12 protein-coding genes, 3 tRNA genes and 1 CRISPR repeat array (1 of these 16 only partly in view) are annotated in these 17,631 nt (G+C 44.9%); of the genes, 14 read left to right on the top strand and 1 reads right to left on the bottom strand.

Annotation, left to right across the window (positions count from 1 at the left end; all coding sequences use genetic code 11):
• Window positions 1–237: direct repeats of the CRISPR family, unit length 31 nt; unit sequence GTCGCTCCCGTGAGGGAGCGTGGATTGAAAT (it extends 1,763 nt beyond the left edge of the window).
• Between the two features lie 84 nt (window positions 238–321).
• The 13 genes from cas4 to rd all read left to right on the top strand — a co-directional run bounded on the left by cas4 (window position 322) and on the right by rd (window position 13,379).
• The gene (gene cas4, locus RDW05_RS05575) at window positions 322–987 is read left to right on the top strand and encodes a CRISPR-associated protein Cas4 (RefSeq protein ID WP_307978143.1); all 666 of its coding nucleotides are present in this window, start codon (window positions 322–324) and stop codon (window positions 985–987) included.
• A complete protein-coding gene (gene cas1c / locus RDW05_RS05570) occupies window positions 984–2,015 on the top strand; it encodes a type I-C CRISPR-associated endonuclease Cas1c (RefSeq protein ID WP_374111013.1) in 1,032 nt (343 codons plus the stop codon). Before cas4 ends, cas1c begins: the two co-directional genes overlap by 4 nt.
• A 10-nt stretch (window positions 2,016–2,025) precedes the next feature.
• On the top strand, window positions 2,026–2,316 hold the full coding sequence (cas2, locus tag RDW05_RS05565; protein WP_293847684.1) for a CRISPR-associated endonuclease Cas2: 291 nt from the start codon (window positions 2,026–2,028) through the stop codon (window positions 2,314–2,316).
• 1,237 nt (window positions 2,317–3,553) lie between these two features.
• On the top strand, window positions 3,554–4,360 hold the full coding sequence (locus tag RDW05_RS05560) for a hypothetical protein (protein WP_307978141.1): 807 nt from the start codon (window positions 3,554–3,556) through the stop codon (window positions 4,358–4,360).
• A 186-nt stretch (window positions 4,361–4,546) separates the two neighbouring features.
• Window positions 4,547–4,623 (top strand) — tRNA-Asp (locus tag RDW05_RS05555).
• A 2-nt stretch (window positions 4,624–4,625) separates the two neighbouring features.
• A tRNA-Gly gene (locus tag RDW05_RS05550) sits at window positions 4,626–4,700 on the top strand.
• 1 nt (window position 4,701) lies between these two features.
• Window positions 4,702–4,775, top strand: a tRNA-Trp gene (locus RDW05_RS05545).
• 266 nt (window positions 4,776–5,041) lie between these two features.
• Window positions 5,042–6,868: a translational GTPase TypA gene (gene typA, locus RDW05_RS05540; RefSeq protein ID WP_040565367.1), complete on the top strand. Its 1,827-nt coding sequence runs from the start codon at window positions 5,042–5,044 to the stop codon at window positions 6,866–6,868.
• A 112-nt stretch (window positions 6,869–6,980) separates the two neighbouring features.
• The gene (sepF, locus tag RDW05_RS05535; RefSeq protein WP_021720754.1) at window positions 6,981–7,355 is read left to right on the top strand and encodes a cell division protein SepF; all 375 of its coding nucleotides are present in this window, start codon (window positions 6,981–6,983) and stop codon (window positions 7,353–7,355) included.
• A gap of 166 nt (window positions 7,356–7,521) precedes the next feature.
• Complete coding sequence (locus RDW05_RS05530; RefSeq protein WP_307978140.1) at window positions 7,522–8,244, top strand: amino acid racemase; 723 nt, start codon at window positions 7,522–7,524, stop codon at window positions 8,242–8,244.
• A gap of 146 nt (window positions 8,245–8,390) precedes the next feature.
• Window positions 8,391–11,240 (top strand): excinuclease ABC subunit UvrA, encoded by a 2,850-nt coding sequence (uvrA, locus tag RDW05_RS05525; RefSeq protein ID WP_307978139.1) that lies wholly within the window; start codon window positions 8,391–8,393, stop codon window positions 11,238–11,240.
• Complete coding sequence (gene uvrC, locus RDW05_RS05520; protein WP_307978138.1) at window positions 11,237–13,084, top strand: excinuclease ABC subunit UvrC; 1,848 nt, start codon at window positions 11,237–11,239, stop codon at window positions 13,082–13,084. The genes uvrA and uvrC overlap by 4 nt, the downstream gene beginning before the upstream one ends.
• 136 nt (window positions 13,085–13,220) lie before the next feature.
• Window positions 13,221–13,379, top strand: a complete 159-nt coding sequence (gene rd / locus RDW05_RS05515) for a rubredoxin (RefSeq protein WP_009146201.1) — start codon at window positions 13,221–13,223, stop codon at window positions 13,377–13,379.
• A gap of 183 nt (window positions 13,380–13,562) precedes the next feature.
• Here the strand turns inward: rd and RDW05_RS05510 are convergent, their stop codons facing one another.
• Window positions 13,563–15,020, bottom strand: coding sequence for a hypothetical protein (locus RDW05_RS05510; protein ID WP_307978137.1), 1,458 nt, complete (start codon window positions 15,018–15,020; stop codon window positions 13,563–13,565).
• A gap of 690 nt (window positions 15,021–15,710) precedes the next feature.
• On the opposite strand from RDW05_RS05510, the gene RDW05_RS05505 reads away from it, so the two are divergent.
• A complete protein-coding gene (locus RDW05_RS05505; protein WP_307978136.1) occupies window positions 15,711–17,426 on the top strand; it encodes a hypothetical protein in 1,716 nt (571 codons plus the stop codon).
• Window positions 17,427–17,631 lie beyond the last annotated feature (205 nt).

Here is a 17,631-nt window from a genome sequence, read left to right as displayed (position 1 = left end):
TATTGCTATGGGTCGCTCCCGTGAGGGAGCGTGGATTGAAATCTTGTTAAGTACAGCCTGCTCACCGAGGAACGCAGTCGCTCCCGTGAGGGAGCGTGGATTGAAATTGGCACTCTCACACATGCATTTCCGCTGCCACTGTCGCTCCCGTGAGGGAGCGTGGATTGAAATCGATAATACCGGTTATACCAGGCAGGTCCCGCGCCGTCGCTCCCGTGAGGGAGCGTGGATTGAAATCCTGAACACAGTTTGATTTTCGGTTTTGTAAATGTAAATGTAAATGGCGTATTCTGATGAGCCTAAAGGGAAAGGGGAACTCTTATGGAGTATTGCGAAGACGAATTCTTACAGCTTTCTGGAATTCAGCATTTTTGTTTTTGTCGCAGACAATGGGCATTGATTCATATAGAGAATCAATGGCAGGAAAATGTAAGAACAATTGAAGGTAACATAGTACATGAACGTTGCCATGATGAAAGCATTATAGAAAAACGTGGCAATTTGCTAATTACACGTTCCTTGAACGTTTTTTCAAGAAAGTTAGGCGTTTCGGGACAATGTGATGTTGTAGAGTTTACACAGTCTGAAAATGGCTGCACGCTATATGGACGCGAAGGAATTTGGCAACCCTACCCCATAGAGTATAAGCGTGGAAAGAGCAAGCTGATTGATGCGGACAGATTGCAATTATGTTGTCAAGCTATGTGTTTGGAAGAAATGCTGCATGTGAAAATACCTAAGGGAGCTTTGTTTTATAATGAAACACATCGGCGGGAAGAAATTGATTTTACTATTTCTATGCGTGAAACTGTTGAAGCTATGCTGCGCGAAATGCATAACTATTATAAACAAGGGTATACGCCTAATGTTAAACCGAAAAAAGGCTGTAGCTTATGCTCTTTAAAAGATATTTGCTTACCAATTATATGTAAGAAAACAGATGTAGCAGATTATTATGCAAAATTTTTAAATGAGGATGCATTATGAGACACTTAATGAATACTTTATTTGTGACAAGTGAAGATATTTATTTGTCGCTGGATAATGAGAATGTTGTAATAAATAGGGAAGGTACAGTAGTAAAAAAATTACCATTGCGGATGTTTGAGCAAATTTTATATTTTGGTTATATGGGAGCGAGTCCTGCATTATTGGGAAAGTGTGCTGAATATGGTATAGCCGTATGCTTTTATAAACCTAGCGGAAGATTTTTAGCGAGAGCAATGGGGAACCATAATAGTAATGTGTTGTTACGTAAAGAACAGTATAGAATTTCCGATTCAGAAGAGCTTAGCTGTAAAATAGCGAGGAATTTTATTGTTGGAAAGCTTTATAACTCACACAGTGTTTTAGAACGGGCGAAGCGAGACCATGCTTTGACTGTTGATGTAGCTAATTTAGAACAAGCAAGTCGCGAAATTATGCGTTTGACTAGGTTGTCAAGAAAATGTACAGATTTAGCTGTTCTGCGAGGTTTAGAGGGAGATGCTGCCAGCTTATATTTTGCTCAGTTTAACGAGCTTGTATTGCAAAATAAGGTTTATTTTAGGTTTAAAAACAGAAATAAAAGGCCTCCGACTGATCCTGTAAATGCTTTATTATCCTTTGCATATACTATTTTGGCTAATGATTGTGCTGCAGCACTTGAAGGAGCCGGGCTGGATCCATATATTGGGTTTCTGCATCGTGACAGACCGGGGCGTTTGTCATTAGCTCTTGATTTGATGGAAGAATTTCGCAGCATTACAGCAGACAGGTTTGTGCTTACATTGATTAACAATCGTGTGATTAATGAAAAGTCATTCAATAATCAAGAAAACGGTAGTGTGCTTTTGACGGACGACGGACGCAAAATATTTTTGGAAGCATGGCAGAAGCGCAAGCAAGATATAATTATGCATCCATTTTTGCAAGAGAAAATACCATGGGGCTTAATACCTTTTGTTCAAGCACAGCTTCTAGCCAGATATATACGTGGCGATATTGATGAATATCCAAGTTATTTATGGAAGTGAGGAAAATAGAATGCTGATATTGGTAACCTATGATGTTAATACACAGGATGCGGCTGGCAGGAGAAGACTTAATAAGATTGCCAAAATGTGTTTAAAATATGGGCAAAGAGTGCAGAATTCTGTATTTGAATGCCTGGTAGAACCACATGACTATGTTCTTTTACAAAATGAACTATTGAAAATAGCTGATTTAAACAAGGATAGCCTGCGTTTTTACAATTTGGGTGCTAAATATAATACGAAAATAGAACATTTTGGAACTAAAATGTCATATGATCCCGAAGGCGTTTTAATGTTTTGAATATTCCTTGTCCCTTTTTCCTAAATCTGGACAGCGTCATCTACAACGCCTTTTTCATGCCATTTGAGAAAAACGAATGGGCAGGGGAGCATGTAGGCGAAGCTGTAGCATTGTGGAAGGAAAACAAGGGTGATGGCAGGACAAGGAGTGCGAATATATTTAGGGTATCCTGCTGGATGTGAAGTATCTGATGCAGATAGCCGAAAAGTATTCGGAGATGGATATCAGGCAGCTGGAGGAGCTCATCGAGGAATATTGCAGCGATTATATGATAAAGTAAAAAATACTCAAGGCGTTCTACCGAACTGCGGTAGAACGCCTAATTTTTATCTAACACAATATATTTTTACGCAAACGAAAAGACCTGAGGTCCGCAAGAATAGGGATTTCAGGTCTTTTTTCGTACTATACCGCAAGCAACAAAAAAGCCTCTCCTAGAGGAGAGGTGGAATCGCGAAGCGATGACGGAGAGGGGGAATAATAGCAAGAGTAAAGACAGCAAACCCCTCTCAGTCACCCTGACGGGTGACAGCTCCCCCCAAGGGGAGCCTCTTCTCAACATATACCGCAAGCGGTAATCTGGCCTTCAACAAGTCATCTGCGGATTAAACCACAATTCTTGGGTTAAGTTACAAAACCGCAAGCGGTAATCTGGCCTTCAACCTACCGTACTGTAAAAGTACTGTTTGCAGTACTCAAGTTACAAAACCGCAAGCGGTAATCTGGCCTTCAACCCTGTGGCTCGCACACGGCTCACAGAGCGGGCTTAAAGCCCTACAATGGAAAATCAAAACGCTGTTCATAGCAAAAACAGCAAAAATGCTCACAAGAGCGGTACATTTACGCCTCCGTCAAAAGCAAAACGCGCCTGGCGCAAGCCTTACAGCATTTTGGCAAACCGTTTGCCTCCTGTAATAAATTTACTATAACACATCGAACAGAATTTGACAAGCACTTTCTGCAAATCCGCCTATATTATGCGCATTACAGCACTTATATTTAATATATAAAAAGTATTTGAAAACAAAATTAAAGTTATCAAAAAATTAGCGCAACGCTTGCCGTGGGTGTTTCCTGCGCAGCGCACAGTGCCGGCAAAACGCCTTCACCCTCTTTCTCCCACTATTTCCCATATAATAGTTGATAATTAATTTCAATCGTGATATGATTATATTGGTTCCTAAGGAACTAATAATTGATTATTCTTACAAAAGAATGAAAAAGAGAGGTTTTTTAAATGACGACTGTTGCTGAAAAGTATTTACAAATTGCTAAGCTGGCGAAGGATCCTGCTAATGCAGAGGTTGTTATTGATGGTATTCTGACATTTTTCGGATTGGATTATTTTGACTTGGATCTTGGTGTTGAGTACCTGTATACTACCAAGGTGATTGACTATAAATTCAGAAGCGTGCTGCACAAGGCTGAAGATATGGATGCTATTATGGCATGGTTCAAAGAAAAAGCCGGCGTTACCGATGAGGAAATCGCTGCTGCCGAAGCTAAAGAAAAAGAATACGTTGCAGGTTGCCTGATGCTTGCTAAACAATATCTGGGTATGGGCCACTGCATCAGCGGCAAAACCTATCTGGAGCTGGCTGCTGCCAAAGGCTCTGAAGAAGCAATCGCACAGCTGAAGGACATGGAATATGCACAAGACATGTACGACCTTGGCGAGCATTATCTGGCAATGGGCCATTGCATCTGCTCCAAGACCTACTTTGAGCTGGCTGCTGCCAAAGGCTGCCCGAAGGCTGCTGCTAAGCTGAAGGACATGGAATATGCAGAAGACATGTACAAGCTTGGCGAACAATACCTGGGCATGGGCCACAAAATCTGCTCCAAGACCTACTTTGAATTAGCTGCTGCCAAAGGTTGCCCGAAGGCTGCTGCAAAGCTGAAGGACATCGAATACGCACAAGACATGTACAAGCTGGGCGAGCAATATCTGGCAATGGGCCACAAAATCTGCTCCAAGACCTACTTCGAGCTGGCTGCTGCCAAAGGCTGCCCGGAAGCTGCTGCAAAGTTAGCTGAATACTAAGCATAGTTGATTCTCTAAAATAAGTGTTGGGGTTTTGACCTGATTCAGGTTAAGACTGCCAACACTTTTTTGCTTAAAAGCCCTGCTTTGGCAGCTGAAAAAGCTTTTCTAAAATTTTTTGCAAAAAACACTTGCCAAAACGTTAAACGTATGGTAATATATATAACTGTCAGACACACTGACATTGGCCCGGTGGTTCAGTTGGTTAGAATGCCGCCCTGTCACGGCGGAGGTCGTGGGTTCGAGTCCCATCCGGGTCGCCAATGCGGAAATAGCTCAGTGGTAGAGCACCTCCTTGCCAAGGAGGGGGTCGCGAGTTCGAATCTCGTTTTCCGCTCCATAGGGGCATAGTTCAATGGTAGAGCAACGGTCTCCAAAACCGTCGATCTGGGTTCGAGTCCTAGTGCCCCTGCCATAGCAAATGTAGCCTGAGAGTTCAGCTCTCAGGCTTTTTTGTGCCTGCGTTTAGCAAGATACTACTTTATTAGCAAACAGTTTATGCAAGGCTTTGCCGCTAACCCCTTTGCCCTGCACCTTACCAGCTTTTCTGTAACTTACAGGACAAATTTATTGACAGTAACCCCAAAAAAGCATATAATAAAATAGTTTAGTAATACTGTGAAAGGATGCACTTGACAAGCATCCTTTTTCTTGTCTTTTATGAAGGAGAGAAAAGGAATAATGATTAGAAATGATATTCGTAATATAGCAATTATTGCTCACGTTGACCATGGCAAAACTACCCTGGTTGATGCTATGCTGAAGCAAAGCGGCGTTTTCCGTGCTAACGAGCGCGTGGAAGAACGCGTTATGGACTCCAACGCATTGGAGCGTGAACGTGGTATCACCATTCTGTCTAAAAACACCGCTGTAATGCACAACGGCGTAAAAATCAACATTCTGGACACCCCGGGCCATGCTGACTTCGGCGGCGAGGTTGAACGCGTGCTGACCATGGTTGACGGCGTACTGCTGCTGGTTGATGCTTATGAAGGTCCGATGCCGCAGACCAAATACGTACTGCGTAAAGCATTGGAGCAGCACCTGAAGCCGATTGTTGTAATCAACAAGATTGACCGCCCCGACCAACGTGTTGATGAAGTTATTGACGAGGTTCTGGACCTGTTCATTGAGCTGGATGCAGATGAAGATCAGCTGGAGTTCCCGGTTGTTCTGGCTTCCGCCCGTAACGGTATTGCCAAACTGTCCATGGACGAGGAAAGCAATTCTCTGGAGCCTTTGTTCAAAGTAATTCTGGAAAACATTCCTGCTCCGGATGTTGACGTTAATGCACCGCTGCAGATGCTGGTTAACACCCTGGACTATGATGATTATGTAGGCCGTATTGTTGTAGGCCGTGTAGTTCGTGGTACCATCCACAACGGCGAAAACATCATTCTGATGGACGAAGCAGGCAACCGTAACGGCAAAATCGGCCGTCTGTACACCTACCAGGGCCTGAAGCGTGTAGAAGTGCCTGAGGTTGAAGCAGGTGATATCGTTGCTCTGATCGGTCTGCAGGACGCTAACATCGGCGACACCATCGCTGACAGCGAAAATCCGGAAGCTCTTAAGGGCATCAAGATTGACGAACCTACCCTGTCTATGATTTTCTACGTTAACAACAGTCCGTTTGCCGGCCGTGAAGGTGAATTTGTTACCAGCCGTCATCTGCGTGACCGTCTGTTCAAAGAGGTTAAAACCAACGTTTCCATGCGTGTTACCGAAACCGAAAGCCCGGATGCTTATGAGGTTGCCGGCCGTGGCGAGCTGCATCTGTCCATTTTGATTGAAACCATGCGTCGTGAAGGCTTTGAGCTGCAGGTTGGTAAACCTAAGGTTATTATGCACCGCGATGAAAACGGCAAGCTGATGGAGCCTATGGAAGCATTGACTATCGATGTACCGCAGGACTTCATGGGCGCTGTTATGGAAGGCCTGGGCCTGCGCAAGGCTGAGCTGCAGAACATGACCGAAATGGCAGGCTATCTGCGTATGGAATTCAAGATTCCTGCTCGCGGCCTGATCGGCTTCCGTAACCAGTTCCTCACTGATACTAAAGGTAACGGCATTATGAACCACGTATTTGCCGGTTATGAAGAATATAAGGGTGAAATCCCCGGCCGTACCCGTGGTAGCCTGGTTGCATTTGAAACCGGCGAAACCACTTCCTATGGTATCGGCAACGCTCAGGAGCGCGGCACCATGTTCGTTGTTCCTGCTGAAAAGATTTACGAAGGCCAGCTGGTTGGCGAAAACAGCCGTGAGGACGACATGGATGTTAACCCCTGCAAGAAGAAACATGTCAGCAACATGCGTGCTTCCGGCAGTGACGACGCTATCCGTCTGATTCCGCCTCAGACCTTCTCTCTGGAGCAGGCTCTGGAGCACATCAATGACGATGAGCTGGTTGAGGTTACTCCGAAGAGCATCCGTATGCGTAAGAAGGTTCTGGACCGTCTGGAGCGCGGTAAGATGCGTGGCCGTATGAAGAATGTTCAGGCATAATTTTTGACAATTTGTTAAAAATCTGCTACAATTAATATTACTAAGCAGGACTTTTGCCTATAGGCAGCGAATAATAGTCTAAATAACTGTTTTGGTTTGGAGGCTGATGGCCATGGGTTTAAAAAATACAGCAATGAAATTCTTTTGGTCAGATGGACAGGAAGAGCAGCAGGAGGTATATACCCGTCCGCGTCTGCTGAAATCCGGCCATTTGAATATTATGGTGCGTACGCCTAAATCCTTTGCGGATGTGCGTGAGTATGCAGATTCTCTGATGAACGGCAGTGCTATTATGGTATGCTTTGATGCAGTTGACGAAGCGCTCAGATATCGCATTTTTGATTATCTGAACGGCGTAAGCTACATAGTAAATGCCGATGTGAAAAAAATTAACGATGATTTGCTGCTTTATGCACCTGAACAGGTACAGGTTAATAAGGAAGAGACAAGAGCTTCTTCCAGTGTACGTTCCTGGCTTAGTAAATAATAATTAAAAAGTTAGCCGTTGCTTGTCGCCTTGCGGGGTGGCCAGCAACGGTTTTTTGCATATGGCTATAGTCTGGCAATATTTGCAAATAATAGGCTGGTGTGCTAAAATTATAAGAAATTTATTAATTCCACAGGTAATGCTAAACAGGAAAGAAGAGGTATATATGAGCGAAATGAAAATGAAGAAGAATGGTAAAAAATTAGGTGTTGTCGGTGGCCTTGGCCCTGCCGCTGCTGCAGAGTTTCTGCGTCAGTTTACTATGAGATGCCCGGCAAGCTGCGACCAGGAGCATCCTGTTGTATATATGATCGGTGACTGCGATATCCCGGACCGCGGCACAGCAATTTTCGGCAAGGGGGAATCACCGCTGCCGAAGCTGAAGGCTGATTTGCTGCAGCTGTGCGATATGGGTGCAGATGTGCTTGCTGTTCCCTGCAATACCGCACACTTCTTTATCGACCAGTTCGCTGACGAGCTGCCGGTGCCGCTGCTGCATATCGTTGACGAAACCGTAAAGGCTGCCAAGGAGCTTTCTCCGGAAAAGGGTGCCTGGATGCTGTCCACCAAAGGCACACGTGCTTGCGGACTGTACCAGAAATATGCCGAAAAGCGCGGACTGACTCTGTACATTCCGAATGAGGAGCAGAGCGATAAATCTCAGGAGGTTATCAACTGCGTTAAGGCTAACCAGCTGGCAAAGGCTGGCGCTATTATGAAGGAGCTGGTAGAGGAGCTGTGGGCTGAGCGTGATATCCCTGTAATGACCGCCTGCACCGAGCTGCCGCTTGGCTATGATGCATCCGGACTGCCGCAGGAGCGCAGCGTTTCCAGCATCGGTGCGCTGGCAGATGTCTGCGTGCGCGCGCTTTATGAAGAAGTAAAATAATATCTGAGTACTGCAACCACCTTGGCTTGAGGCTGAGGTGGTTTTTATTTTACTGCGTTTATCCTAGCAGTGTGCTATAATATAAACATACTATCGATATCAACAGCTTTAGAAGCTTCGTTCATGATTTAACAGAGGTAAAACATATGCAAGAATTTTTAATTGTAAAGGGTGCGCGACAGCACAACCTGAAAAATATAACGGTAGAAATACCGCGCAATAAAATGGTAGTTATCACAGGCCTCAGCGGCAGCGGCAAAAGCAGCCTGGCCTTTGATACGATTTACGCCGAAGGCCAGCGCCGCTATGTGGAATCCCTTTCGGCCTACGCCCGCCAGTTCTTGGGACAGATGGACAAGCCTGATGTGGACTACATCGAAGGCCTGAGCCCGGCAATTTCCATCGACCAGAAGACCACGAGCCGCAATCCGCGTTCTACCGTAGGTACGGTAACGGAAATATACGATTACCTGCGTCTTTTGTTCGCACGCGCAGGTGAACCGCACTGCCCTAAATGCGGCAAGCTCATCGAGCAGCAGAGCGTGCAGCAGATAGTCGACAAGGTGCTGGAGCTGCCGCAGGGAAGCCGTTTTATGGTGATGGCACCGCTGGTGCGGGGGCGCAAGGGTGAGCATATGCGTGTGCTCGACGATATGCGGCGTGCAGGCTATGTGCGTATGTTCATCGACGGTGAGGTGCGCACACTGGATGAGTATATCCGCCTGGAGAAAAATAAAAAGCACAGCCTTTCGGTGGTCATCGACCGCTTGGCGGTGCGCGATGGCATCAGGCAGCGCCTGACGGATTCCGTAGAAACGGCACTGAAGCTGGCAGACGGCTTTGCAGAGGTGGCAACGCTGGGTGAAACAACGGAAACGCAGCTTTTCAGCGAGCACTTTGCCTGCAATGACTGCGGCATCAGCCTGCCGGCAATTGAACCGCGCCTGTTTTCCTTTAATAATCCCTTCGGTGCCTGCCCGGACTGCACCGGTCTTGGCATGCATATGGAGTTTGACAAGGCTTTGATTGTGCCTGACGGTGATAAAAGCTTTGCAGAAAGATGCATTGCCTGCTTCAGCAATAATCTGAATTCCTATTTCATGAAGCAGTTGGGCGCAGTTCTTGCTGCCTATGGCTATAGCTATGACACCAAATGGAATGAGCTTTCGCCCGAGATGCAGCAGCTTTTGTGGGACGGTGCCGGTGAGAGCAAGTTTAAGTTTCTGTACGAAAACCTGCAGGGCGAGGTCAAGGAGCACAACACAACCTATGACGGCATTTTGAACGTGCTGCGCCGTCGTTACCGTGAAGCCTTCAGCGATGCTATGCGTCAGGACCTGGAGGAGTTTATGACGAGCACTCCCTGCGCGGCCTGCCATGGCAGCCGCTTGAAGCCGGAGGCTCTGGCAATTCTTATCGGCGGTAAAAATATCTGCGAGGTTACGGCACTGACGGTGCGCGACTGCCTGCAGTTCTTTACAAAGCTTGTGCTGACGCCGAAGCAGCAAATAATTGCGCATCAGGTGCTGAAGGAGATTATGGCACGCCTGCAGTTCCTCAATGACGTAGGCCTTGATTACCTGACGCTCGACAGAAGCGCCGGTACGCTCAGTGGCGGCGAAGCGCAGCGCATACGTCTGGCAACGCAGATAGGCAGCGGTCTGACAGGCGTGCTGTATATCCTCGACGAACCTAGCATCGGCCTGCACCAGCGCGACAACGGCAAGCTGCTGGAAACGCTCAAGCATCTGCGTGATTTGGGTAATACGCTGATTGTCGTTGAGCATGACGAGGAAACGATGTATGCTGCCGACCAGATTATCGACATCGGTCCGGGAGCAGGCGAGCATGGCGGTGAAGTAGTGGCACAGGGTACGGTGGAAGAAATTAAGCAGGTGCCTGCATCCGTTACCGGTACCTATCTTAGCGGCCGCAAATTTATCCCGGTTCCCAAGCATCGCCGCGAGTGCGATGGCAGGATGCTGACGATTCACGGTGCCCGCGCCAACAATCTCAAAAATATTGATGTCAGCATTCCGCTCGGAGTCTTTACCGTGGTAACAGGCGTGAGCGGCAGCGGCAAATCCACATTGATAAATGATATTCTCTACAACTCCCTGGCTGCCAAGCTCAACGGTGCACGCTTGCGTGCTTCCGAGCATGACAGCATCGAGGGCATAGAATATACGGATAAGGTCATTAACATCGACCAGTCCCCAATCGGACGCACACCGCGCTCCAATCCCGCAACCTATACCGGCGTCTTTGATTTTATCCGTGAGCTCTTCAGCCAGACCAACGAGGCCAAGCTGCGAGGCTATAAGGCAGGACGCTTCAGCTTTAACGTGAAGGGAGGACGCTGCGAGGCCTGCAAGGGCGATGGTATGAATAAGATAGAAATGAACTTCCTGCCGGACGTTTACGTTCCCTGCGAGGTTTGCCACGGTGCACGCTACAACCGCGATACGCTGGAGGTGCATTACAAGGGCAAATCCATCGCGGAGGTTCTTGATATGACGGTAAGCGAGGCCTGCGAGTTCTTCAAGAACCAGCCGCGCATTTACCGCAAGCTGGCAGTGCTGGAGGATGTAGGCCTTGGCTACATTCATCTGGGACAGGCAGCGACGACGCTAAGCGGCGGCGAAGCGCAGCGCGTTAAACTGGCAACGGAGCTTTCGCGCCGCAGTACTGGACGCACTGTGTATATCCTGGACGAGCCTACGACAGGCCTGCATATTGCGGATGTCCACAAGCTGCTGGATGTGCTGCAGCGTCTTGTAGAAGGCGGTGACAGCGTTATCGTCATCGAGCATAATCTGGACGTTATCAAGGTGGCGGATTACATTATCGACCTCGGTCCCGAGGGCGGCGACAAGGGCGGTACCTTGGTGGCCAGTGGTACGCCGGAGGAGGTAGCGAAGGTCAAAAAATCCTACACCGGACAGTACATAAAGCAGGAGCTGGCTAAGGCGAAAAAGAACGGGTGGTACGTATGACAGAATTAGCCGCAGGCTTTAGCGATAATATAAAAAATGCTCTGGCAGTGCTGCCGGAAAAGCCTGGCGTTTACCTGATGCATGATGCCTCCGGCAAGGTTATCTATGTCGGCAAGGCCGTTGTGCTGAAAAACCGTGTGCGCAGCTATTTCCGTAATCTGGCCAGCCATACGCCGAAGGTAAAGGCGATGGTGGCGAAAATAGCGGAGATTGAAACGATTGTTACCTCCAGCGAGGTAGAAGCGCTGATTTTAGAGTGTAATTTGATCAAAAAATATCGCCCGCGTTACAACATCAGCCTGAAGGATGACAAAACCTATCCCTATCTTAAGGTTACGCTGCAGGAGGATTTTCCGCGTTTATATGTTACGCGCAGACATCTGCGTGACGGCGCACGTTATTACGGACCGTACGCTGACGCCGGCGCTATGCATGCCACGGTAAAGCTGTTGCGCAGCATGTTCCCTCTGCGCACCTGCCGCAAAATGAATCCGGACCGACCATGTCTGAACTACCATATTAAGCGCTGCCTTGCGCCCTGCGCCGGTTACATCAGCAAGGCGGATTATCATAAGATGATTAAATCCGTCTGCATGGTGCTGGACGGACGCACGACGGAGCTGGAGCGCGATTTGAAGCAGCAGATGCAGGAGGCAGCGGATAATTATGCCTTTGAGGAGGCTGCCAGACTGCGCGACCAGCTGCAGGCTGTGGCACGTTTGAATGAAGCGCAGAAGGCTGTTACCAATAACGGCGGTGATATGGATATCTTCGGCCTGGGGCAGGATATGACGGGACTGTGCGTGCAGTTGTTCTTCGTGCGCAAGGGCAAGCTCATCGGCAGAGATAACTTCTTTATGCCCGACGGCGGCGATTCGCCACAGGAGGTTATGACAGCCTTCGTTAAGCAGTATTATAACGAGGCAACCTTTATTCCCAAGGAAGTGGTGCTGCCGTATTTGCCCGAGGAGGAAGAAAAACAGCTTATTGAAACGTGGCTGGCGGACAAGGCGCAGCGACGGGTGGAGCTGCTGCTGCCACAGCGCGGCGTGAAAAAGGATTTGCTGAAGCTGGCAAATGAAAATGCCGTCAAGCTGCTGAACGAACGCTTGCGTAAGGGCAGCCTATCGCTGAAAAATGACCTGCAGGCAGCCGAAGAGCTGCAGCAGGCCTTGGGCTTGGAGCATCCTTTAGAGCGCATGGACTGCTTCGATATCAGCCATACGCAGGGCAGCGAAACCGTTGCCTCCATGGTTGTGTTCCGCAACGGCACCAGCAGTAAAAAAGACTACCGCAGGTATAAAATCGTTTCGGCAGAAGGCAAGCCTGATGATTTCAAATCCATGCAGGAGGTTGTCTACCGCCGTTACCGGGATTATGAGGATTTGCCTAGCCTGGTGGTTATCGACGGCGGCAAGGGTCAGCTGAGCTCGGCGCTGGAGGTTATCCGCGGCTTGGGCCTTGATGATTTGCCGGTAGTAGGTCTGGCCAAGCGCGAGGAGGAAATCTTTAAGCCGCACCAAAGCGAAAGCATCATGCTGGACCGCGATGGCGCTGCGCTGCACCTCATCCAGCGCATCCGCGACGAGGCGCACCGCTTTGCTATTACCTACCACCGCAAGCTGCGCGGTAAGCGTAATCTTGTTTCCGTGCTCGACCATGTGGAGGGCATCGGCCCCAAGCGTCGCCAGGAGCTGTGGAAGGCCTTCAAAACGCTGGACGCTATGCGGGCAGCCAGCGTCGAAGAGCTGGCTGCGGTAGAGGGCATGAACCATGCGGCGGCGCAGACGCTGTACGATTTCTTCCGTTTGGATTTGCCGGAAAAGCAGCAGGCGCTGCAGTAAAAGGTTCACAGCTATTTTGCAGAATATCCTCGCATACTATGCTATAATAATTATAGGTCAAAAATAATAATTATTATGTAGCTCGCGCTTAGCTTTTCTTAAAAGCGCAGGCTATGGCAAGAGGAGGACGAAGCTTATGGCAAAATGGGTATGTGACGTTTGTGGTTATGTGTATGATCCTGAGGTTGGCGATCCCGATAACGGAGTTGCAGCAGGCACTGCCTGGGAAGATGTACCGGAAGAGTGGGTTTGCCCTCTTTGCGGCGTAGGCAAGGACCAATTCTCGGAAATGTAAAATTTAAGAGTAGATAGCAAACGAGGTTGGGATAAAACCTAACCTTAAAAGAAAAACCAGTGGAGCTTTACCGTCAGGTAAATTTCCACTGGTTTTTTAGTGCAAAAAATTAAAAAATACTTAACTCTAGCGATTCTTTAATTTGTCGAAGTTGGGTTGCCTCAACTTCTTTGATGTTACTTATCAATTATAAAGATTATTGTATTTCTCGTAGACAGAATGCAGAAGCTCTTTACTTTCCTCTTCAGAATAAACCATGCTGCTTTCCGGCAGGTAAACTAGAAAATCATGGAATGCATGCACCAAGCTCAATTCCTGCAGATGGAAGATATACTGTCCTTTATTGTGACTGAAGTAATATATAATAATATTTTGTTCGCTTGGCGCGCAAATGCAGATGGGAGAAGGTACGGAGAGCTTTTCGCTACGCACAATCCTTGGCGTGAAGGTGCCATCATCAACGCTGTTGATAATATTCTTTAAAAGCTCCAGGCGCTGCGGCGGCGTCAGGTAGGTGTACATGAAATCAGGGATTTCTGTTACGCGTCCTGTTTCCATAAAGAGGTTTAAGCCTTCAAGCGTAAAGGAAATACTGTGAGAGCTGTATTTTGAGCGGATTTTAGCAAAGTAATCGGCAATAACTCCCTGCATTTCTGGCGGGATAATGTCAGTGTTCAATCTATCCATGAGGATACTTTCCGGGCAGAAGCTGGGGAAGCAAGGCTGGTAGAAAAGCTCATGCACTTCTTCAGCGTTTATTTCCTCATCGCTGAGGAAGGTAGATTGCAAATATTCCTCCGGAGTAGGATGGAAGGTGTGGCAGATAGGATTGGCAACACTGAGGCTTTTTTGAAAGGTGTTACCGGTGAGTGCTACCATATCCTGCGAATTGCAAAGCACAGCCTTATCCTGTTCATAGGACACTGCCAGCATGAAATCACTGGTGATAATCTTGAACGGCAGCATGCTGGTGTTGTTGAACAGTGTATCAACATTATCATAAACATAGTAAGGATGGAAAACTTCACATTGGAATAAAATTGGCACAAGCTTTTGCAGGATATTCAGATTGTAGGTTGTGCCTTTATGTCCTTCGTTTTTATCAAAAACGATAATTGCTTCCACAAGCGTATTGTTGCGGTTAAAATCAATGGAAGTAAGACAATCGAAAACATACTGATATTCAGGCTGCACCATGAGTTTGATGTGGCCTGATTTTTTATTGGCTTCAATTTCCAAAAGCGCCTTCAAAATGCGATTGATATTAGCCTGACCGTTGATAGTTTTTAATTGTTCCTGCATATCGAGCATATCCTGTACGCCTGTGGGAATCACAAGCTCGTCGGCAGAATTCATATCGTAAAAACCGGAGATGATTTTGCTGACGTGCTCACGACGGAAAAAGTTTTCTTCTCCCATATGTGATATATGATAGGCGCGCAGTAATTCTGCTGTTTCACTGGGGTTGAGCATCATGGCTTTGGCAATAGCAGTTACGTCTGCAACATTCGCAGGCATACGCTTACCAACCTTCATGTGCTGTATCATTGTTCTATCTACACCACTAATTTTTGAGATAGTGTAAATTGTTGTATTTTTGGTTTCTAGATACTTTTTGAGCGTATCTGCAAATAATGTCATAAGCAAAACCCTCCCTAAAAATAGTTCATCGTCAATATATATATTATAGATGAATTTGTGACAATAATAAAGTCTTGAATATGCAAAAAGCCTGTCACAAAAGTTGTCACATGTGTCAGATGTATGTCAATTTGGTTAAAATTAAGAGTATGATGGAAGTTTTATAATGATATAAAAGAGGATTGATAAGAGATACCCCTATATGGCGATGCTTTGTGAAATAAAAGACAAGTACTTTGGAAAAACGCTATTGTGTAGTGGGGGGGGTAAAATGGGTATTAGAAGTATACATCGGAGAGCGTTTCGGTTTTGTATGTAACGCAGATTGTAGAGCTAGGATATACTTTAATGGTTCTTTTCATAAAACATGGCGAAATGAATGTGGAGGCAATTTGACTATTGACCGTACTGAGCTTAAGTTGATTAGGAGGGAAGAGTCATGAAATTTGGTAATTCATCAAATAGATATTGGCTTTTCGAACGCTAATCGCTGTGTGTCCCACATTATAATGACATAGCATCATCTTCGCATACTAAGCGGAGTATTCATAGGTGAAAGTCTCATTCTGAAAAGTGTTATTGGTTCTCCTAAATTTTATAAGATTACGAATTAAAGTAATTAGGCAAATCAAATTAATAGGTTTGATAAATTGAAGCTTATATTCATGGTGATGATTGCGAGGTATTATCATGCTTAAAGAACTCTTTTATTATAGAAAAATTTCCGTTGGTTTCATGCTCTTACTTTTTATGGGAATTAGCTTTATCTCAGGATTAACCAGTTTTGATTTTTGGCATAGTCCATTTGGAGCATTAGTGAATAATTTTTTTGATATTATCGTATGGATTGTACTAACTTTTGGACTTTGGGCTTATTGCGATAATTACCGTGATATAAAAATTAAAATTTGGGATGACATATATGAAACCAATATAGTTTTTTATAAGTCGTTCTTTTATGCAACTGTTTTCTTTGCTATTAATATAGGGATTTATTTAATCGTAAATTATGCTGGCTATAAATTAAATATATTTTTGATACCTATGTGTATTATGTTTTTAGCAGCTCCTATTTTTTGGCTTAAAGTGATATGGAATTTAAATGCTTGGATTATTAATAAGATTATACCTGGTTTTCTTATGTATAAGGCAGTCAGTAACATAAATAAAAATACAAGAAACGGTAATTGGGGGATAGGGAGAGCAGTTGCTGAAATTATAGCTGTTGATGTTGTTAGTGACGCTTTGCATATACAAACTAATTTTAATGGATTGCTGGAACCACAGGATAAAGTAGAGATACCCGTATTTTTCCCGAGCGATGGTAATGGGATTGATACATTAATAGCATTAGAAGAAAAATACAAAAAATGGATACATGCAATTGTAGGAATAATTTTTTCTATCTTTTTAATTATAGGTTGTATAAATTCATTTAATACTATGAGAGTTATTAATGCTGCAGAGAACAAAGTATTTTTAACTCAATTGCAGAGTTTTGATAATATTGATAATAATGCAGATTGGGAATATATTTGCACAGTTGATGGAAAAACGGAATATTATCTTGATAAAAACGCATTGGCGCTTGATAATAACACAAATATAGTTAATGTTGTAATAAAAAGAGCTGATGGTAAAGATAAAAAAGGATATTATTTGTTTGATTTTCAGTATCCTGTTTCTGTTAATCAATTCGCTTATGTTGATATAAATATGGAAGGAGAAAAGGTAGAGGAAGACTATTATAAAACGAAAAATATTCCTAAGGGAAGTCCTGTTGATGTTATTTACCAGCATATTGGTACTAAACTACATCTGACAGATGTTTCTAAAAGCAAAGTTAGTTTTGAACAAGGTATGTTGAACAAATTAAATAGAGAAACTAAAAATGAAGTAATAGCAAAACAAACGCAATATGCAGATTATACGGGTGCAGATAGAAAGCTGGAAGTAGGAACGAAGTGTATTCTTAATGCAAACAACGTTACTTTTAATAATATTACAAATAATATCCATAGAACTTTTAATGCTAGTGACAATGAGAGGTTAGCTACTATATTTACTGTAAAATTGGTAAATGAATATCCTTTTAATGCGGTAGCTACTTTAGTAAAGCCTATTACAGGTACAGATATCCAAGATGGTAAAGATATACATGTAAAATTTGCTGTCGGTGACAAGATTATAGTAAATCATAGAAGTTTGTCACGTACCGAAGGTATAACTGATGATTATTTTTGCTCGTTAAAAAAAGATGGTAAAAGCTATGGCATGGTGTTAAAACAAGACTATTTTAAGATTTCTCATGAGCAACAAGCTTATTCTTACATTGTTTATTCTGATAACAGTAATTTTAACAATATGGTTGTAGAAGGAAAGTATTTGACACCTATTAAAAAATAGACTGAATACATAGCAGATGAAGGTATTTTTGTGAGTACTATGTTAGGAAAATAAGAGGATAGAAAGCTATTGGGTGATGATAGGAACGCATCTTAAAAATATTAATATGAATAGTATGGGTAATGGTTTTAGCTTGAAACGTGACTGCTATTAGTATTACGATACAATTCTTATATCAATTTAGTAGAGAGGATGATATTAATGC

The sequence above is a fragment of the uncultured Phascolarctobacterium sp. genome (assembly GCF_902463975.1).
Taxonomy (GTDB): domain Bacteria; phylum Bacillota; class Negativicutes; order Acidaminococcales; family Acidaminococcaceae; genus Phascolarctobacterium_A.
Note: the sequence above shows the minus strand (reverse complement) of the source record. Positions and strands in the feature narration are given on the sequence as shown.